General features: G+C 20.5%; 17 protein-coding genes. 11 read left to right on the top strand and 6 right to left on the bottom strand.

All coding sequences use genetic code 11. The features are described 5' to 3' along the window. Positions 1-40: 40 nt before the first annotated feature. Together AB4W52_RS01060 and AB4W52_RS01055 are read right to left on the bottom strand one after the other, a co-directional pair. Entirely contained in the window at positions 41-787 is a 747-nt protein-coding gene (locus AB4W52_RS01060) for a Nif3-like dinuclear metal center hexameric protein (protein ID WP_367675116.1), read from the bottom strand. Then, positions 784-2,205: an FAD-binding domain-containing protein gene (locus tag AB4W52_RS01055; RefSeq protein ID WP_367675115.1), complete on the bottom strand. Its 1,422-nt coding sequence runs from the start codon at positions 2,203-2,205 to the stop codon at positions 784-786. The genes AB4W52_RS01060 and AB4W52_RS01055 overlap by 4 nt, the downstream gene beginning before the upstream one ends. Before the next feature lie 183 nt (positions 2,206-2,388). Here AB4W52_RS01055 and fldA point away from each other — a divergent pair, with 183 nt between their 5' ends. Continuing rightward, on the top strand, positions 2,389-2,913 hold the full coding sequence (gene fldA, locus AB4W52_RS01050) for a flavodoxin FldA (RefSeq protein WP_367675114.1): 525 nt from the start codon (positions 2,389-2,391) through the stop codon (positions 2,911-2,913). 68 nt (positions 2,914-2,981) lie between these two features. Here the strand turns inward: fldA and gap are convergent, their stop codons facing one another. Further along, entirely contained in the window at positions 2,982-3,977 is a 996-nt protein-coding gene (gene gap / locus AB4W52_RS01045; RefSeq protein ID WP_367675113.1) for a type I glyceraldehyde-3-phosphate dehydrogenase, read from the bottom strand. Between the two features lie 369 nt (positions 3,978-4,346). Between gap and mfd the strand changes: the two genes are divergently transcribed. The 3 genes from mfd (at position 4,347) to bioB (ending at position 8,861) form a co-directional block, all read left to right on the top strand. Beyond that, positions 4,347-6,407 carry a transcription-repair coupling factor gene (gene mfd / locus AB4W52_RS01040; protein WP_367675112.1) on the top strand — a complete coding sequence of 687 codons (2,061 nt, stop codon included), beginning with the start codon at positions 4,347-4,349 and terminating at the stop codon, positions 6,405-6,407. Positions 6,408-6,457: 50 nt separating this feature from the next. Then, positions 6,458-7,456: a beta-propeller fold lactonase family protein gene (locus tag AB4W52_RS01035; protein ID WP_367675111.1), complete on the top strand. Its 999-nt coding sequence runs from the start codon at positions 6,458-6,460 to the stop codon at positions 7,454-7,456. A gap of 394 nt (positions 7,457-7,850) precedes the next feature. Beyond that, on the top strand, positions 7,851-8,861 hold the full coding sequence (gene bioB / locus AB4W52_RS01030) for a biotin synthase BioB (RefSeq protein WP_367675110.1): 1,011 nt from the start codon (positions 7,851-7,853) through the stop codon (positions 8,859-8,861). Between the two features lie 337 nt (positions 8,862-9,198). On the opposite strand, the gene glyA is transcribed toward bioB, so the two are convergent. Together glyA and hisS are read right to left on the bottom strand one after the other, a co-directional pair. After that, positions 9,199-10,455, bottom strand: a complete 1,257-nt coding sequence (gene glyA / locus AB4W52_RS01025; protein ID WP_367675109.1) for a serine hydroxymethyltransferase — start codon at positions 10,453-10,455, stop codon at positions 9,199-9,201. A 69-nt stretch (positions 10,456-10,524) separates the two neighbouring features. Further along, a complete protein-coding gene (gene hisS / locus AB4W52_RS01020; RefSeq protein WP_367675108.1) occupies positions 10,525-11,811 on the bottom strand; it encodes a histidine--tRNA ligase in 1,287 nt (428 codons plus the stop codon). 215 nt (positions 11,812-12,026) lie between these two features. Between hisS and AB4W52_RS01015 the strand changes: the two genes are divergently transcribed. The 7 genes from AB4W52_RS01015 to sppA all read left to right on the top strand — a co-directional run bounded on the left by AB4W52_RS01015 (position 12,027) and on the right by sppA (position 20,425). Then, positions 12,027-12,803, top strand: a complete 777-nt coding sequence (locus tag AB4W52_RS01015) for an inositol monophosphatase family protein (protein WP_367675107.1) — start codon at positions 12,027-12,029, stop codon at positions 12,801-12,803. 224 nt (positions 12,804-13,027) lie between these two features. Then, positions 13,028-14,029: an anthranilate phosphoribosyltransferase gene (trpD, locus tag AB4W52_RS01010; RefSeq protein ID WP_367675106.1), complete on the top strand. Its 1,002-nt coding sequence runs from the start codon at positions 13,028-13,030 to the stop codon at positions 14,027-14,029. Further along, positions 14,026-15,405 carry a bifunctional indole-3-glycerol-phosphate synthase TrpC/phosphoribosylanthranilate isomerase TrpF gene (gene trpCF / locus AB4W52_RS01005; protein ID WP_367675493.1) on the top strand — a complete coding sequence of 460 codons (1,380 nt, stop codon included), beginning with the start codon at positions 14,026-14,028 and terminating at the stop codon, positions 15,403-15,405. Before trpD ends, trpCF begins: the two co-directional genes overlap by 4 nt. Further along, complete coding sequence (trpB, locus tag AB4W52_RS01000) at positions 15,405-16,592, top strand: tryptophan synthase subunit beta (RefSeq protein ID WP_367675492.1); 1,188 nt, start codon at positions 15,405-15,407, stop codon at positions 16,590-16,592. The genes trpCF and trpB overlap by 1 nt, the downstream gene beginning before the upstream one ends. Positions 16,593-16,629: 37 nt before the next feature. Continuing rightward, positions 16,630-17,436, top strand: a complete 807-nt coding sequence (gene trpA / locus AB4W52_RS00995; protein ID WP_367675491.1) for a tryptophan synthase subunit alpha — start codon at positions 16,630-16,632, stop codon at positions 17,434-17,436. A gap of 606 nt (positions 17,437-18,042) precedes the next feature. Further along, the gene (gene yciA / locus AB4W52_RS00990; protein ID WP_367675490.1) at positions 18,043-18,447 is read left to right on the top strand and encodes an acyl-CoA thioester hydrolase YciA; all 405 of its coding nucleotides are present in this window, start codon (positions 18,043-18,045) and stop codon (positions 18,445-18,447) included. A 151-nt stretch (positions 18,448-18,598) separates the two neighbouring features. Continuing rightward, positions 18,599-20,425 carry a signal peptide peptidase SppA gene (gene sppA, locus AB4W52_RS00985; protein ID WP_367675489.1) on the top strand — a complete coding sequence of 609 codons (1,827 nt, stop codon included), beginning with the start codon at positions 18,599-18,601 and terminating at the stop codon, positions 20,423-20,425. A gap of 306 nt (positions 20,426-20,731) precedes the next feature. Here sppA and pyrF read toward each other — a convergent pair whose 3' ends face one another. Next, a complete protein-coding gene (pyrF, locus tag AB4W52_RS00980) occupies positions 20,732-21,439 on the bottom strand; it encodes an orotidine-5'-phosphate decarboxylase (protein WP_367675488.1) in 708 nt (235 codons plus the stop codon). Positions 21,440-21,494 lie beyond the last annotated feature (55 nt).

Below are 21,494 nucleotides of genomic sequence, written 5' to 3'. Positions count from 1 at the left end.
TTTAAAAAAATTTAATTTAATTGATTATTTTAGATATATTTTATACCGGGTTATGAATATCAATAAATTGTATATTTAATTTTTTATCAATTTTTTTTAACCATTGACCTAAAAGTTTTACTCCACCTTTTTCTGTCGCATGATGACCAGCTGCAAAAAAATGAATATTTGATTCACGTGCATAATGAGTAGTTTCTTCAGAGATCTCACCAGTAATAAAACAATTAATTTTTAATCGAATTATTTCATGAATAAATTTTTGTCCTTTTCCACTACACCAAGCTACTTTAGAAATTTTTTCATTTTTTTTTCCTGGAATATATATTGGTTGTCTTTGAAAATTCTTAGAAATAATTTCAAATAATTTTCTTCCATCTATAGATTTTCTGAAAATTCCCCACCATAAATAAGGATTAATATATCCTTTTCTAATAATTTTTAAAGATTTTTCAATATATACATTGTTTCCTAAAGTTTTATGTGCATCTAAAGGTAAATGCCAACTATAAAGGTTGATATTATTTATTAAAATTGTTTTTAAACGTTTTCTAATATATCCTTTAATATAACTAGGATCATTTTTCCAAAAATATCCATGATGAACAATAATTGCATGAGCTTTATAAAAAATTGCTTGATCTAATAAATTTTGACAAGCAGTGACGCCTGTAATAATATTATTGATTGTTTTACATCCTTCTATTTGTAATCCATTATAAGTGTAATCAGTAAATGATGAAGAATTTAATTTTGTATTAACAATATTTTCTAAGAATGTATTTTTCATTTTTTTGTATTTTTAATTATTTTTTTTATTTTTTTTATAAAAATATTTTTAACTTTTTCATATTTTACAATTGGTTTTGGATATTTAGAATGTGGTTCATTTTTTTTTAACCAAACTTGGGGATTATGTATATATTTACTAGGAACATTTCTTAGTTCTATAATGTATTTTTTAATATATTTTCCTTGAAAATCAAATTTTTTAGATTGAACATACGGGTTAAAAGTTCTAATGTATGGAACAGAATCTGATCCAATTGACGAGATCCATTGCCAATTTCCAGTGTTCAAAGAAAAATCAGCATCTATTAATTTTGACATAAAATGTCTTGCTCCTAATTTCCAATCAATAAACAAATTTTTTACTAAAAAATTCGCGGTAATCATTCTAACACGATTATTAATCCATCCGTTAATATTTAACTCTCGCATTCCTGCATCAATTATAGGATATCCTGTTAAACCTTTTTTCCAAGAATTTAAATGCTTTTTATTTGTATTCCATTTTATTTTTTTTTCCCAAATTTTAAAAGATTTATTTTTAGATAAAATTGAGTATTGAAAAAATAAATGTTTAAAAAATTCTCGCCATAATAATTTATCTATGAAAACTAAAAGATTTTTTTTATTTTTTATTTTTAAATTTAAAATATAATAAAAAATTTTTCTAATAGAAAATATTCCTAAAGACAAATATAAAGAAAATTGACTAGTATTATTTAAAATAGGAAAATCTTTTTCTTTAAAATAAGTAAATATTTTTTTTTTAAAAAAAAGATTAATTTTTTTTTTAATTTTATTATCTTGAAAAGGAAAAATTTTTTTATTAAATATTTTATATTTATAAGTGAAAGATTTGATGTGACTTTGAATAATAATGTTTTTTTTTCTTTTTTGAGGTGTTTTAAATAATTTTATTTTTTTTTTTTTAAATATTTTTAAAGATTTTTTTCTAAAAAATCTAAAAATTTTATATGAAAATCCTGAATTATTTTTTATTAATTTAGGATCAATTAAAATATTATCATGAAATCCTTTTATATAAATTTTATTTAACATTAATAATTCTTTTATTTTTATATCTCGATTTTTTTCATTTAATTCATATTGATAATTATAAAAAACTTTATTAATTTTATATTTTTTACAAAAATATAAAAGATATTCTATAGAATCTTTATAATTTTTCAGTTCTTTATAAAATAATGAAATATTTATTTTTTTTAGTATTTTTTTTAAAAATATTAACCTTTTATAAATAAAATAAGCTTGCATTCCAGACATATCATGTGTTTTCCATTGTTCTGGAGTAGAAATAAATAATGCTATAACATTTTTCTTTTTATTTTTACAAGAAAAATATAAAGCTTTATTATCATGAATTCTTAAATCATTTCTGAACCAGATTAAATTATTCATAATAAACATTCCATTCATGTATAATTTTATTAGAATAAAAATTCTAGATAATATTAAAAAATATTTTTTATTTTATAAATATTTTTTAAAATATAAAAGATATATTTAAAATATTTTATATAAAAAATATAATTTTGAAATGTAAAGATAAAAATTTTTTCAAAATATAAGGATTTTATAAAAATGAAAAAAATTGGAATTTTTTTTGGAACTGATACAGGAAATACAGAAAAAGTATCTAAAATAATTTATAAAATAATAGGAAAGGAAAAATCAAATTTACACGATATATCTAAATCTTGTAAAAAAGATTTTTCAAAATATCAAATTTTAATTTTAGGAGTGCCTACATGGTACTATGGAGAAATTCAATCAGATTGGGATGATTTTTTACCTGAACTTAAAAAAATAAATTTTAAAAATAAAAAAATTGCTATCTTTGGATGTGGAGATCAAGAAGATTATGGAGAATATTTTTGTGATGGAATGAAAATTATATATGATATCGTTTCTTCAAAAGGAGCTCAAATAATAGGAAAATGGTCATCTAAAGATTATTGTTTTGATTCTTCTAAATCTTTAATTGATAAAAAAAATTTTTTAGGATTAGTTATTGATGAAGATAGACAACCTGAATTAACAAAGAAAAGAATAAATAATTGGTTAAATCAATATTTTAAAAAATATATTTCAAAAAAAAAAAAATAAAAAAAAAGTAGGTATATATCAAATAATATATACCTATATAAATTAGTTTCTTTTTTTTAAACATAAAATTAGATTGAAATATGTTTAACAAGATCTAAAACTTTACTAGAATATCCAGTTTCGTTATCATACCAAGAAATTAATTTAACAAAATTCTTGTTTAATAAAATACCAGCTTTTGCATCAAAGATAGATGTTAATTTTGATCCATTTAAATCAGATGAAACAATATCATCTTCAATATAACCAATAATTCCTTTCATTTCATTTTTAGAAGATTCTTTGATTACAGAACAAATTTCTTTATAACTTGCAGAAATTTTATATCGACATGTTAAATCAACTACAGAAATATTTGGAGTAGGTACACGAAACGCAATTCCTGTTAGTTTACCATTTAATTCTGGAAGCACTTTTCCTACTGCAGCTGCAGCTCCTGTAGAAGAAGGTATAATATTTTGTAAAGATCCTCTTCCTCCTCTCCAGTCTTTTAAAGAAACTCCATCCACTGTTTTTTGTGTAGAAGTAGTTGCATGAACAGTAGTCATTAAGCCTTCTAAAATACAGAATTCTCTATTTATAATTTTAGCAAGAGGTGCCAAACAATTAGTGGTACAAGAAGCGTTAGAAACAATTTTTTCTCCTTTATATGAATTAAAATTTACCCCTTTTACAAACATTGGTGTATCATCTTTTGTAGGTCCAGTGATAACTACTTTCTTTGCTCCAGAATAAATATGTTTTTTTGCATCTACTCGAGTTAAAAAAAAACCAGTTGATTCAACAACTACATCTACAGATAAATCACCCCAAATTAATTTTTTCGGATCTCTTTCAGAAGTAATTTTAATAGATTTTCCATCTACAATAATAGAATCTTTTTTTGTCTCGATTGTTCCATTAAATTTTCCATGTGTAGAATCATATTTTAACATATAAGCAATATATTCTGGATTCAATAAATCATTAATACAAACTATTTTAATATCTTTTTTCTCTTGAGCAAGACGAAAAACTATTCTTCCAATTCTTCCAAAGCCATTAATTCCTACTTTAATAGTCATTATTTTCCTTATAATTCATAAATTATTTTTATTTTTTATGTATCAGAATCATTTAATTATTTTTTCAAAATAATTTTTTGTCTATTATACACAAGATTTGTAATATAAAATTTTTTTATTAAAAAATATTTAATTCATAAAATGAAACATAAATAGTTAATTTATATTTTATTTTTTTAAAATATATTTTAATATAAAATTTTTTATTAATATTAACATAAATTGTATATAATAAATAAAATTCTATTATTGATTTTATATTTTTAAAAAATTATTACAAGATATTATTTTTTTTAAAAATATAAAAAACTATTTATTTTTAAAAAAATTTTTAAAAATTCATGATATTATTAACCTTCTTTAAATTGTATGAAAAATAAAAAAATTAAATTTTTAAGTAAAGACTTATTTAATTTAAATTTCAATCAACCAATTATTCATGTGAAATATGGAATAGGAAGATATAAAGGATTAATTACTATAGAAACATCAGGAATAAAATCTGAATATTTAATCATTTCATATGCAAACAATGATAAATTATATGTTCCTATTTCATCATTGAATTTAATTCATAAATATTATAATGTTCCTCAAGAAAGAGCTCCTTTACATAAATTAGGCAGTCAAAGTTGGAAAAAAGAAAGAAAAAAAATATCTAAAAAAATTTTTGATAATGCTGCAATTTTATTAAATATTTATGCAAATAGATCATCTCAATCAGGTTTTTCATTTAAAAAAAATAAAAAAAAATATTTAAAATTTTGTCAAGATTTTTCATTTAAAACAACTCCAGATCAATCTAAAGTAATTAATTCTGTTTTACATGATATGTATTCTCATAAACCAATGGATCGTTTAGTTTGTGGAGATGTAGGGTTTGGAAAAACAGAAGTTGCTATGAGAGCTGCATTTGTTGCAAGCTGTAATCAAAAACAAGTTGTTATTCTTGTTCCCACAACGTTATTAGCACAACAACATTATAAAAATTTTTTAGAAAGATTTGCAAAATATTCGATTTCTATTGAAGTTTATTCTAGTTTTCAGAAAAAAAATAAACAAAAATCTATTTTAAAAAATATTAAAAATGGAAACATCAATATTTTAATTGGTACACATAAAATCTTATTTAATAAAATAAAATGGCATGATTTAGGATTATTAATTATAGATGAAGAACATAGATTTGGAGTTCATCATAAAGAATTTATAAAAAAAAATTTTTATAATATTGATGTTTTAACATTAACCGCTACACCTATTCCTAGAACTTTAAATATGTCACTTTTAGGAATTCGTGATTTATCAATAATTAATACTCCTCCAGACCAAAAATTATCCATAAAAACTTTTATAGAAAAAAAAAATAAAAACATAATAAGAAAAGCAATTTTAAAAGAAATCAATAGAGGAGGTCAAGTATATTATGTCTATAATAGAGTAAATTCAATTGAAAAAAAATTAAATTCTTTATCTAAATTAATCCCCGAAGGAGTTTTTAAAATTGGACATGGAAGAATGGAAAAAAATAAATTAAAAAAAATTATTCAAGATTTTTCTAATAATCGTTTTAATATTCTTTTATGTACAACAATTATAGAAAATGGATTAGATATACCCTTAGCTAATACAATAATTATTGAAAATGCAAATCATTTTGGATTATCGCAATTACATCAATTACGTGGAAGAGTTGGACGTTCTTCTCGGCAAGCGTATGCATGGTTATTAGTTTCTGATTTAAAAAAAATTTCTAAAAATTCTAAAAAAAGATTACAATCAATCTCTTCTATTCAAGATTTTAGTGCTGGTTTTAAATTAGCTAATCATGATTTAGAAATTAGAGGAGTTGGTGAGATATTAGGAAAAAAACAAAGTGGATATATTAAAAATATAGGTATTGAAACCTATATGCATTTATTACAAAAAGCGATAAAAATCTTAAAAAAAGGAAACAAAAAATCAATACAAAATTTATTAAGCCAAAATACTGAAATTGAATTACAAATTCCTACAATATTGCCAGAAAATTATATTTCTAATATCAATATGAGATTATCTTTTTATTTAAAAATATCTTTAGCAAAAACATTCTCTGAATTAAAGTTAATCAAATCAGATTTAATAAAAAATTTTGGAGATTTACCTCAATTAACAAAAAATTTAATTCTTATTACAAAAATTAAAATTCTTGCAAAAAAATCTAATATCAAAAAAATTACCTGTAATATTTCTGGAGGAATTATTAAATTTTTTTATCCAAATAATATTAATATACAATGGTTTTCAAAATATTTAAAAAAAAAATCAAAAGAATTGTTTTTTAAAAAAGATAATACTTTACATTTTAAAAAAACATTTAATACAGATCGAGAAAAAATAAAATGGATTATACGATTTATAAAAAAAATAAATCAAAATATAGTTTAAATAAAATTTAAATTTTTTAAAAAATTATTATAAATATCATAAGAAAAAATATGAAAAAATATATTATTTATGTTTCTATTCCTAAAGAAAATATTATTGAAGTATTTAAAAAAAAAAAAAAAAATATTATTAAAATTCAAGAAATATATACCAATGGAGAAGTCCAACCATTAAAAATTTCTTATAAAAAAAAATTGATATATGCTGGAGTTAGAAAGCATCCAAGAATTATTACATATCATATAAAAAAAACCGGTTTATTAAAAAAAATTAAAGAAACACAAACTTTTGGAAATCCTAATCATATCTCATTAGATTTATCCGAAAAATATTTATTTAATAGTTCTTATAGTAGTAATTCTCTTACCTGTCATCAATTAAATAAAAATGGAATGCCAAAAAAAATTTATACTATAAAAAAAAATATTTTAGGATGTCATTCTTCTATATTTCATTTTCAATCTAAAATTTTATTTTTTACATCTCTAAAAGAAGACAAAATCTTTTTTGAAGATATAAAAAATATTACAAAAAAAAAAAAAAAAGAAATATATTATATAAAAAATACAGATAAAAGCGGTCCCAGACATATGGATATTCACCCTAATCAAAAATATTTATATATTTTAAATGAATTAAATAATACTATTTCAATATTTAATATAGAAAAAATATTTAATAAAAAAGATTTTCATTTAATACAAACAATTGATATTTTACCTAATTTTTCTGGTAAAAAATGGGCAGCAGATATTCATATATCTCCATGCGGAAATTTTCTATATACTTGCGAAAGAACCTCAAATTCTATTTCATTATTTCAAATAAATCAAAAAAACGGAAAGTTAAAATTAATTAAAGTATATAATACTGAAATACAACCTAGAAGTTTTAACATTGATGAAAAAGGAAAATATTTAATTATTTCTGGACAAAAATCAAATTCTATTTCTATTTATAAAATAAATAAAAATTTTGGATTATTAGAAATAAGAAAACGTTTCAAAACAAAAAAAGAACCTTTATGGATTGAAATTTTTATGCAATAAAAAATTTTTAAAGAACAAATTTTTTTAAAATAGAATACTAAAAAAATTTTATTTATATGAAAATAATAAATATTGAAAAAATAACAAACTTTTATAAAAAATAAAAATATCTTTTATTTTCAAAAATTTTTTTTCAGTTATTTTTAGCACTATTAAAATTATATTAAAAAGATAAACAAAAAAGATTATAATATATCTTCTATTAATAAATAAAATTTAATTTTTTTACATTATTTATATGAAAATTTTTCGCAAAAAAAAAAATCTTTAAAATTTTTTATTTTAAAAATATTAATATATATTGAAAATATAAATTTAATATATTTTGTGAAAAATATATAAAATATAAAAAAATATTTTAGTTTTTAAAAATATTAATTTTATAGGAAAATATATGAAAAAACTTTGGACGTTAGAAAAAACTCAGAAATTATTTCGAAAACCATTTTTTGATTTAATGTATCAAGCTCAAACTATACATCGAAAATACTTTAATCCTCATGAAATACAAGTTAGTACATTACTATCTATAAAAACAGGAGCTTGTCCAGAAGATTGCAAATATTGTCCGCAAAGCGCAAGATATAAAACAAAATTAAAAACACAACCTTTATTAAATAAAAAAGAAATTTTAAAAGCTGCAAAAAAAACAAAAATCTCTGGTGCAAATCGTTTTTGTATGGGAGCAGCTTGGAAAAATCCAAAAGATAAAGATATTCCTTATTTACAAGAAATAATTAAAGAAATTAAAAAAATGGGATTAGAAACATGTATGACATTAGGAGAAATTACGCAAAAACAAGCCAATCAATTACATGAATCTGGATTAGATTTTTATAATCATAATATCGATACATCCAAAAATTTTTATTCCAAAATAATCTCTACTAGAACATATGAAAGCAGATTAAAAACATTAAAAAGAATTCGTAAATCAGGAATGAAAATTTGCTCTGGAGGAATAATTGGATTAGGAGAAAAAACAAAAGATAGATTAGAATTTTTAATGGAATTAGCTAATCTTTCTAAACCTCCAGAAAGCATACCAATAAATTTGTTAGTTAAAATTCCTGGAACTCCATTAGAAAAGAATAAAAAAGTTAATGAATTTGATTTTATAAAAATCATTTCTCTGACTAGAATTATGGTTCCAAAATCATATATTAGGCTTTCTGCAGGACGAGAAAAAATGAATTTTCAAATGCAAGCTATGTGTTTTATGGCAGGAGCAAATTCAATTTTTTACGGCTGTAAATTGCTGACTACAAAAAACCAAAGCGAAAAAAAAGATAATAAACTTTTTAAAATATTAAATCTCAAGAAACAAAATCTTAAAAAAAATAAAAATTTCTTTTTAAAAGATAATTCTATAAACAAAAAATTTTTTTATAACGCTTTAAAATAATTACATAAAACAAATATATATTTTATATTTTTAATATTCTTATAAAAAATATTTATATTATGATTAATATAATTATTATGTTAAACTTAAAAAAAAATTATTTTATTTAAATAAAATACCAAATTAAGTTTAACACAAAAAAATTTCAAAAATATAAAAAAATATTATTTTTAAAATAAAAAATATCCAAAATTTTTTTTATTTTCTAATACTTTTTAAAAAAAAATAAAAAACTTAAAAATTTGAAAATTAATTGTTTCTAAATCTTTTTATAGTTCTTAAATTTTTTTTAAAAAAAATAAAAAAAAAATCTTACTAAAAAATGAATCAATAATAACTATTGAAAATTAGAATAAATTGGGTATAAATTGCACATTCTTAGAACTTCATTTTTAATTTTTAAACTTATTTTATAATCCTGAAAATTATTTAATAATAAAGAAATCCAAAAAGAGATTTTTTCACATTCCTCTTCTTTTAATCCACGACGTGTAACAGCAGGAGTACCTATTCTAATTCCTGAAGTAACAAAAGGATTTTGACAATCTTTAGGAACAGAATTCTTATTAACAATAATATTTGAATAACCTAAAAATTTTTCTACTTCTTTTCCAGTCATTCCTTTATTAATTAAATTTAACACAAACAAATGATTGAAAGTACCATTTGAGACGACTTTAAATCCATTTTTTAAAAAATATTCAGACATAATTTTTGAATTAATTAAAACTTGTTTTTGATATTTTACAAAATTTTTTTGCATTGCTTCTTTAAATGAGATTGCTTTAGCTGCTATTACATGCATTAAAGGTCCTCCCTGAGAACCAGGAAAAACAGATTTATTTAATTTATTATATAAAATTTTATCTTTTTCATTAGATAAAATTAATCCTCCTCTAGGTCCAGATAATGTTTTATGTGTTGTAGTCGTTACAACATGTGCATAATTTATTGGACTCGGATATAACTGAGCTACAATTAAACCAGCTATATGCGAAATATCAGCGAGTAAATAGGCATTTATTTCATCAGCAATTTCTCTTAATTTTTTCCAATCACATATTCCAGAATAAGAAGAAAAACCACTAATTATCATTTTAGGTTTATATTTTTTAGCTAAAATTTTTAATTGAATATAATCAATTTCTTCGTTTTTGTTTAATTGATATGAAAATGATTTATACAATTTTCCAGAAAAATTTATTGATGCTCCATGAGTTAAATGACCTCCATCTGATAAATTCATTCCTAAAATTACATCTCCAGCTTTTAATAAAGCATTATAAACAGAAAAATTTGCTTGTGAACCTGAATGAGGTTGAACATTAGCATATTCTACTCCAAATAATTTTTTTGCTCTTCGAATAGCAATATTTTCAATAATATCTATATATTTGCAACCTCCATAATATCTTTTTTCTGGATATCCTTCAGCATATTTGTTTGTTAAAATTGATCCTTGCGCTTTCATAACTGCATAACTAGCATAATTTTCTGAAGCAATTAAAGATAAATTATCATTTTGTCTTTTTTTTTCTTTTTTAATTATTTTCCATATTTTATCATTTTTGTTATATTTATTTTGCGATAGCATAAATATCCTGTAAATAAAAGATTAAATTAAAACATTAAAAAATTTTTTTAAATAAAATTTAAAACAAAATTATTTCTTAAAAAATTTTTCTAATAAAAAAAAAATCTTTTTTATTGAAATAATTTTCGAACATTTTTTATCAAAATATGTCACTTCAATTTTTTCTTTTTGAAATAAATCATTATCAATAAAAAGAATTATTTTTGGTTGAAATTTTCTAGCTCTAATATTTTTTTTTTTTATAGATCCTACATTTAAATCCTCAACAATACTTAATTGAAGAAAAAAATTTCTAATTTTTTCTATATATTTAATAAATTGAATATTTTTTTTTAAATTTGTTGATATGATATATATATCAGTTTTTGTATTTATAGAAAAATTTTTTTCTTTACTATTGACAATAGATACTAATCTTTCCATTCCAATTGCGCAACCTAAAGCTGGAGTATCTGGACCTCCTAAAATCTTTATTAATCTATCATATCTTCCTCCAGCGCAAATAGTATTTTGTGTTCCTAATTGTGAACTTTTTATTTTCCATTCAAAAACTATATCATTATAATAATCTAAACCTCGAATAAGATTTTCATTTATTGTAAAAGAAATACCTAATTCTTTTATAGACTGACAAAGAATATCAAATTTTTTTTTTGAATTTTCATCAAGATAATTTAATAAAATAGGAGCTTTTTTTAAAATTTTTTGTGTATTTTTATTTTTACTATCTAATATTCTTAAAGGATTTTTATATAATCTATTTTGAGAATCTTTATCTAAAAATTTTTTTTTAACTTTTAAATAATTTATGAAATCATATTTATATTTTTCTCTACTTAAAACATTTCCAATAGAATTAATTTCTAAATGTATATGATCATGTATGTCTAACATTTTCCAAAGACGACTTAATAATAAAATCAATTCTAATTCAATTTTTGGACCATGTAATCCATATATTTCACAACCAAATTGATAAAATTGTCTATATCTCCCTTTTTGTGGTCTTTCATAACGAAACATTGGTCCAAAATACCAGAACCTCTGTTTAATATTTTTTAAAAGATTATTTTGCAAAATAGCTCGTGCGCAATTTGCCGTAGATTCTGGTCTCAGAGTAATACTATTATTTTTTTTATCAAAAAAAGTATACATTTCTTTTTCTACAATATCAGTAATTTTTCCAATAGATCTTGTAAACAATTGAGTTTTTTCTAGTATTGGAAGTCGAATTTCACAATATCCGTAATTTCGAAAAATTTTTTTTAATAAAATTTCAATTTTTTGCCAAGTATTTAATTCTTCGGGAAGATAATCATGCATTCCTTTAATAGATTTTATTTTTTTTATTATCATATAATCTCTTTTTAAAAAAAAATACTTACAGAATTGTATAAAATTTCAATTTTTTTTTTTTATTTTAATAGTATTATATACTAAGAAAATTACATTCAAAATATAATTTACTTGAAATTTCTCTTTGAAAAAAAAAATATTTTTAAAGTACTATATTTTGTAAAAAAATATTTTTTTATAACTTTTTATTTAAATTCTAACATACAGGAAAAAATATGTATCCTATTTTAAATATTGCTATACAAGCAGCTAGAAAAGGAGGAAATAATATTACTCAAGCTTATGATAGAAAAACATCTCAATATTTTCAAAATCAAAACTTTCTAAAAAAAGAAATTAAATATACTAATTATTTTATTATTAATTTAATAAAAAAATTTTATCCACAACACAATATTATTATTTATAAAAAAAATTTAAATTTTAAAAAATTTCTTCAACCTACGTGGATTATTAACATCTTTCATGGAAAAAAAAATTTCCAAAAAAGATATCCTTGTTTTTGTGTTTCAATTGTAATTTTTATAAAAAATAAAATAAATTTTTCAGTTATATATGATCCACTAAAAAATGAAATTTTTACTGCAGTGCGTGGAAATGGAGCTCAGATAAATGGATATAGAACACGATGTTCAAAAACTTTTCTTTTAAAAAATAGTTTTTTATCTTCTAAGATAGATAATGTTTTTCAAAAAAAAAATGAAATTTATCTAAGAATTTTAAAAAAAATTTTTAATCAAGGAGTAATTTTGCGAAACACTGGAATCTTACCTTTAGATTTAGCTTATTTAGCAGCTGGAAGAATAGATTTTATATTAGAAAATAATTTCAAAATACAAAATTATTATCCAGGAATTTTACAAATTAAAGAATCAGGGGGGATTTTAAATAGTTATCAAATAAAATATAATAATCACAATAAAAATATAATAATTATAGCTAATAATATTCAATTGATTAAATTAATTATTAGCAAAATTAAATTAATTTAATCATTTTAAAAAATCTATTGTTTAAGAAAAAATTTTTTTATTAATATGATTATTTTTCAGAAAAGATATATATTTTTTAGAAAAACAAAATTTTCTTAAATAAAAAATTTATATGTTAATATTAAGAAAAAATATAATTAAATTAATTATCACAAAAATAAAAAAATCTTTTGAAAAAAAAATAAAAAAAAAAATACTTCAAAATATTTTAAATAGTATTCACAATGAAAAATATTCTCCATAAATTATATAAAAAAAGTAATCTTACAATACAAGAAATGTGTGATTTAATTTCCCATATCGGTGAAAAAAAAATCAATAATTCTCAAATATCTAGTGTTATTACAGCAATGAAAATAAAAGGAATTACAAAAGAAGAAATTTTAGGAACTATTAAAGCATGTTATAAATATATAAAGAAATTTCCTGCTCCAAATAAACCATATGCAGATATAGTTGGTACAGGAGGAGATTATAGTAATGGAATAAATATCTCGACTACCAGCGCTTTAGTTGCATCTTTGTTAGGATTTAAAGTAATAAAACATTGTAATGAAAGTATTACAAGCATTGCAGGTTCTTCTGATATGTTAGAAAATTTTAATATTAATTCAAAAATGTCTCAAAAACTTGCTCAAAAAATGTTAAAAAAATTTAATATTTGTTTTTTACATGCACAAAAATATAATCCTATATATAAAAATGTCAGAACAGTAAGACGTGAATTAAAAACAAGAACTTTTTTTAATCTTTCTGGACCATTATTAAATCCTGCAAAACCTATATTAAGTGTAATAGGAGTATATAATATAAAAAAAATGAAATTAATTGCGAAAGTTATTAACTCATTAAATTATGAAAACGTTTTAGTTATTAACAGTGATCAAACAGATGAAGCTACTTTACATAATATAACTAATATCATACAAATTCAAAAGAAAAAAATAAAATCGTACATTCTCACTCCAGAAGATTTTGGCGTAAAATGGAGAAAGAAAAAAATTAAAAAAAATTCTTTAAAATCAAATTTTGAAACTTTAAAAAATATTTTTAAAGGAAAAGGATCAAATGAAGAAAATGAAATAATTGCTATTAATACTGCATTATTACTATTCGTTTTTGGAAAAAAAAATATTAAACAGAACACTTTTAATAGTTTACAAATAATTAATAGCGGAAAAATTTATCAGCTAATAAAAAAAATATCTAAAATAGAGAATTTATGAAAAAAACTGTATTAGAAAAAATTTTAAATAAAAAAAAAAAATGGACTGATTTTAAAAAACTAGAAATTCCGCTAGAAGATATAAAAAAAAAAATTTGTATCAAAACAAGAAATTTTATTCAAGCTTTAAATATTAAACGTCCAACATTTATTTTAGAATTTAAAAAATCTTCTCCATCATTAGGTCTTATTAATAATAACTTTAATTTAAAAAAAATTTCTCAAGTATATAAAAAATATTCTTCTGTAATTTCTGTTGTGACCGAAGAAAATTATTTTCACGGAAATATTAAAAATATTCCAATCATAAAGAAATATGTTAAACAACCCATTTTATGTAAAGATTTTATTTTCGATCCATATCAAATATATTTAGCAAGATATTATCAAGCAGATGCAATTTTATTAATGTTATCTGTTCTTAATGATGAACAATATTTATATTTATCTCATATATCACGAAAATTAAATCTTGGTATTTTAACTGAAATCAGTAATTTAAAAGAACTGAAACGAGCATTAAAATTAAAAGTAAAAGTTATCGGAATAAATAATCGAAATTTACATGATTTATCTATTGATATTAATAAAACTAAAAATTTATCTCCATTTATTCAAAATAAAAGCATTATTATTAGTGAATCTGGAATTTACACAAATCAACAAGTAAAAGAACTCAGTCCTTTTGTAAATGGATTTTTAATTGGTTCCAGCTTAATGAAATCTAATAATTTAGAAATTTCTATAAAAAAAATTATCTTTGGAAATAATAAAATTTGTGGATTAACTCGTGTAAAAGATGCAAAATATTCAAAAAAATATGGCGCAATTTATGGAGGATTAATTTTTTGCAAAAATTCTCCACGTAAAATAAATAAAAAAATTTCTACTCAAATTACTCAAATAAAAAATTTATTATTTGTTGGAGTTTTCCAAAATCAAAAAATAGAATTTATTTTAAAAAAAATTTTTTTATTAAATTTAAAGATTATTCAATTACATGGAATAGAAAACAGTAAATATATTGCATTATTAAGGAAAAAAATTGGACAGAAAATAAAAATTTGGAAATCAATCAATGTAAATCAAAATAAATTTTTTTATAAAAAAAACAAAAAAATTAACAAATATTTATTTGATAATAAAAATCCAGGAAGTGGAAAATGTTTTGATTGGAATATATTAAAAAAAGAAAATTATAAAAATATTATTTTATCTGGAGGATTAAATACAAAAAATTGTAAAAAAGCATCTAAAATTGGATTTTTTGGATTAGATTTTAATTCTGGATTAGAAAAAAGAATAGGAATTAAAGACAAAAAGAAAATAAAAAAAATTTTTAACATTCTCAGAAATTTTAAAAAAGAAGATAATTAATGAATAAATTAAATAAATATTTTGGAGAATTTGGAGGAAAATATGTTCCAGAAATTCTTATTCCTGCCTTAAATGAATTAGAAAAAAATTTTCTAGAAATAAAACATGATAAAAATTTTCAATCTAATTTAAAAAATTTATTAGAAAATTTTGCAGGAAGACCAACTCCATTAACTTTATGTACAAATGTCACAAAAAATACACAAACTAAAATTTACTTAAAAAGAGAAGATTTACTGCATGGTGGTGCACACAAAACAAATCAAGTGTTAGGCCAAGCATTATTAGCATTAAAGATGAATAAAAAAAAAATTATTGCTGAAACTGGAGCAGGACAACACGGAGTAGCATCAGCTATTATATGTGCGAAATTAAATTTAAAATGTACAATATACATGGGAATTAAAGATATTCAACGTCAATCTTTAAATGTTCATAGAATGAAATTAATGGGAGCAAAAGTAATTCCAGTACATTCAGGAAATGGTACACTCAAAGATGCTTGTAATGAAGCAATGAGAGATTGGTCAAAAAATTATTTAAATTCACATTATATGATTGGAACAGTTGCAGGCCCGCATCCTTATCCTACAATTGTAAAATATTTTCAAAAAATTATTGGAAAAGAAACACGCGAACAAATCCTTATAAAAGAGAAAAAAATGCCTGATTTTATTATTGCTTGTATTGGAGGAGGTTCAAATGCAATTGGAATTTTTTCTCATTTTATAAAAAATAAATCTGTATCATTGATAGGAGTAGAAGCTGCAGGAAAAGGAACACAAAATTATCAACATAGTGCAGCTTTAAATAAAGGAGAAAAAGGAATATTTTTCGGCATGAAATCTTTAATTTTACAATCTAAAGAAGGCCAAATAAATCAATCTTGGTCTATTTCTTCAGGTTTAGATTTTCCATCCGTAGGACCAGAACATGCATTTCTAAAAAAAGAAAAATTAGTTAAATATGTTTCAATAAATGATCAAGAAGCAGTCAATGCTTTTAAAATATTATCAAAAAAAGAAGGAATTATACCAGCATTAGAATCATCTCATGCATTAGCTTATGCGTTTAAATTAATGAATAAAAATAAAAATAAAAAACAAATTATAATTGTAAACTTATCAGGACGAGGAGATAAAGATCTTAAAACAATAAAAAATTTTTCTAAATATCAAAAAAAATAAAAAAAAGATATAATCAATAAAAGAATATAGGAAAAAAATGAACAGATATAAAAATATGTTTGAAAAAAATTTTCTTTTAAATAAAGGATGTTTTGTTCCTTTTTTAATTTTAGGATATCCTACATTAAAGAGATCTATAGAAATCATTAACGATGTTATTTCTTTTGGAGCGGATGCATTAGAAATTGGAATACCCTTTTCAGATCCAATTGCTGACGGTCCAATTATACAACAAGCTAATACGCAAGCGTTAAAAAATAATATTACTATGAAAAAATATTTCCATTATATTAAAAAAATCAGAAAAAAAAATAAAAATATTCCTATAGGATTATTAATATATGCAAATTTAATATTTCATATGGGAATAAAAAAATTTTACTTTAACTGCGCAAAAATAGGAATAGATTCCGTTTTAATTCCAGATCTTCCTATAGAAGAATCTTATGAATTTAGAAAATATGGAAATAAAAATAAAATTTCTTCTATATATATATGCCCACCGAATGCTGACACTCATTTAATCAAAAAAATTTCTAAATATAGTAAAGACTACGTATATTTAGTTTCAAGAAAAGGAGTAACAGGAATAAATAAAAAAAAACAAACATTAAATACAAAAATTATAAAAAAATTAATTAAAAATAATTCTTCTCCTATTTTAAATGGATTTGGAATCACTCATAACATAGATATTCAATCAATTTTAAAGTTAGGAGTTTCAGGAATAATATGCGGTTCTGAAATAATATCAATAATTAACAAAAACATTGAAAATCAAAAAAAAATACGTTCACAAATTAAAAAAATATGTAAAATTTTTAAAAAAAAATTAATTTTATAAAAAATGAATTTTTATTCAAAAGATTAATATAAAAATATAAATAATTTTTTTCAAAAAAGTATTTTTAATTTTAAGATAAATATAAAAAAAATATATATAAAATATTTCTAAAATTTTTAATCAAATTATTACTAAGAATGATACTGGAATATATTTTTTATATTATTTTAATAAAATTTCATATAATATTTTTTAAAAAAATAAAATGATTAATCTCATAAATTATTTCGTATTTCAGAAATAAAATAAATTAATAATTTTATTATTAATTTAAAATTAAAAAATTAATATTTTATTCATTTATTTTAATATAATTCATTTTTGTTGAAATATTTGTAAAAAAATTTTATGTAAATTTTTTAAAAAAAAAATTAATTTTCGGAAAATATTAAAAAAAATAATATTATTTTTTCTATTGTTTTCATTTTAAAAGCTTTTTAATTTTTACTAAATTTATAATGTTAACAATTATTGTACAAGTTTATGAAAATACTGTATTTTTTCTATAATTTTTTACTATTTTTACATATACAAAAATATATACATTTTATATAAAAAATTTAAAATAATAAAATTAAACTTAAAAAGAAAAGAAGTAAATTAAAAATGAAAAATATAAATATTAGAAAAAGAAAAAATATGTTATTAAAAACATTAGCTATGCCGAATCATACAAATGCAAACGGAGATATTTTTGGTGGATGGATTATGTCGCAAATGGATATAGGAGGAGCAATTTTAGCAAAACAGATATCATTAGGAAAAGTAGTTACAGTACAAGCAAAAAAAATTAATTTTATTCATCCGATATCAATAGGAGATATAATTAATTGCTATGGAAAATGTGTAAAAATTGGAGAGAGTTCTATGAAAATAAAAATTGAAATTTGGGTAAAAAGATTATATTCAAAACCATTAAAAAAAAAATATTTATCTACTTATGGAACATTCATTTATGTTGCAATAGATAAATATGGAAAACCAAGAAAATTTTTTAAAAAAAAAATATAATGATTTATTTGATATAAATATCAATAAATTTTAATTTTTTCAAAAAATTTTTTATTATTTTATTTTAAATATGTTATATTAAAAAAATAATTTTAAATTATTTAAATATATAAAAATTTTTTAAAAAAATCAACATTTTAAAGTGAATTTTATGAATAACATATGGAATGCATTAATAAATTTAATCTTATCAGTTGTTAGATTTATTAGGTTTTTAAAAAATTTATTTTTAGATACCTGTTTATTAATAATATTTTTTACAGGTATTTTTTTTATAACACGTAATTATTGTTTCTCTCCTACGTTTTTTTCTTTGAATCCTTCTAGTATATTAAAAATGCATATTTGTGGTGCGTTATCAGAATCTTATTATGATAATACTACAAATTATGGATTTAATATATCAATAAATACAGCACCAAAAAATGTTAATAAAAATTCTATATTTTTTATAAAAAAATTATTAAAAAATGCTGCTTTAGATAATCAAATCAAAGGTCTTTATTTAGAATTAGAAGATTTAGAAGGATCAAGTCTTGCATCGCTAGAATATTTAGGAAAATGTTTAGCAGAATTTAAAGACACAGGAAAAAAAATTTATATATTTGGAAAAAATTTTACTCAAGAACAATATTATTTAGCGAGTTTTGCTAATCAAATATTTTTACAAAAAGACGGAATAATAATTTTCTCTGGTTTTTCTCATAAAAAACTATATTTTGGTAATTTACTAAAAAAATTAAAAATTAATGTTCATGTTTTTAAAGATGGTAAATATAAATCTTCTATAGATCCTATGTTAGAAGAACAAACTCCAGAAGATACAAAAGATCAAGATGTTTATGTATTAGATGATTTATTGGATAAATATATTTCAGTTATTGCAAAAAATAGAAATATTTCTAAAGTAGAAGCTTATAAAATATTTAAAGAAATTAATGAGAAAATAAATACTTTAGGAGAAGACATAACACAATATATTCATGATAAAAATTTAGTAGATTTTGTTGCTTCAGAAGAAGAAGCGCAAAAAATAATACGTGATCAATTTTCTAAATTAACTGCGAATAAAAATTATCAATATATTGATATGTATAGTTACAACAATGATATTGAAAACATAGAAAATAAAGAAGACAATGTAGCGGTTCTTGCAATTAATGGAATCCTTACAACTAATAAAAATGAAAAAAATGCAATTAATATCGATGAAACAATTAAACAAATAGAATTTGCAAAAAACGATGAAAAGATTAAGGCTTTAGTTTTTTTTATTAACAGTCCTGGAGGAGATATTCTCGTTGCAGAAAAAATACGACTAGCGTTAGTATCTTTTACAAAATGCAAAAAACCATTAATAATATTAATGGGAGGAACAGCTACTTCTGGAGGATATTGGATTGCTACTGCAGGAGATTATATTTTTGCACATGCAACAACAATTACAGGATCAATTGGAATATTTAGTATATTATATACATTCGAAGATTTACTAAAAAATTTAGGAATTAAATATGACGGAGCGGAAACACCAACATCTGAACAAAAAAATCCGTTAGAAAAATTACCTGAAGAATGTAAAAAGAAAATTCAAGAAATGATTGAAAAAAACTATCAAAAATTTATTGAAATAGTTTTAAAATCAAGAACAAAAATTAGTAAAGAAAAAATTCAAGAATTAGCACAAGGACAAGTATTTACAGGAACACAAGCTCAACAAAACGGACTTGTAGATAAAATAGGTGATATAAATGATGCAATTAAAGAAGCTTCAAAACGCGCATCAATACAAAATCCTCAAATAATGTTTTTAGATAATTCAAGAACAGAAACAATAAATCTTTCTTATATAATTAATAATGTATCTGATTATATTATAAAAAAAATTATGAAATTTCTGATGCAAAATTATTTTCCACAAAATATTTCTATTCAATCAAAAAATATTCAAGATTACAACAAATATATTGTACATTAATAATTCTTATAAAAAAATTTATAATATGTATTCGTAATAATGTAAATTCTTTTTAATAAAATTTATTACTCACAGTAATAAAATTTATTTTTTTATAAAAAAATTTTTATATATTGTGAGTAATAATCAAAATATTTTCATTTTATGCAAAATAAAAAAATTTTATACAATTTCAATAAATATATATAACAAATTTTTTAAATAATGAATATGCATTAATACTAGAACTATAAAATTCAAGATGATACTATTCACCTCTTCTTTATAATAAAATTTTTTTAAAAAAATATTTTAATAAAAAAAATTCTATGAAAAAATTAATGAAGATATTTTTTCTAAAATTTTTATAGGATTTTTAGAAAAAGTAATAGTTCTTCCTAATATAATATAATCAATATTATAATTTATTGCTTGTTCAGGAGTAATAATATTTTTTTGATCATGTGAAAAACTACCTTGCATTCTAATTCCTGGAGTAATAATTTTTAAATTATCTTTAATAGATTTTTTTATATAATTCACAGAATTTCCAGGACACACAACCCCATCTAAACCAACTTTTTTCGATAATTTTGACAATAATAAAACTGTTTCATCAATAGTCCTAGAAAAACCTAATTCTTTAATATCTAATTTTGATAAACTACTTAAAACAGTTACACCAACTAAAAAAGGTTTATTGATCTTAAAATAAGAAAGAGATGATTTTGCAGATTCCATCATTTCTCTTCCTCCAGTAACATGTATACTAATCATCCATAAATTTAATGTAGAAAGTGAAATAATTGCTTTAGAAACAGTGTTTGGAATATCATGTAATTTTAAATCTAAAAATACTTTAAAACCCAATTTAATAATTTTTTCTACAAAAACTTTTCCTGATAACAGAAACATTTCTTTTCCAATTTTAATTTTATAAATTTTAGGATCTAATTTTTTAATAAATTGTAAAGCATCTCTTTCATTTGAATAATCTAAGGCAATAATAATTTTTGTATGAGAAAAATTTTTCATATTTTTATATAATTATTTGATTTTTTTATATTGAACAGATATATCAAAAAAAAAA

It is taken from the genome of Buchnera aphidicola (Chaetosiphella stipae setosa), from assembly GCF_964059095.1.
Lineage (GTDB): Bacteria > Pseudomonadota > Gammaproteobacteria > Enterobacterales > Enterobacteriaceae > Buchnera_J > Buchnera_J aphidicola_BP.
The sequence above is the reverse complement of the archived record's forward strand: the minus strand, read 5'-3'. Positions and strand labels throughout refer to the sequence as shown.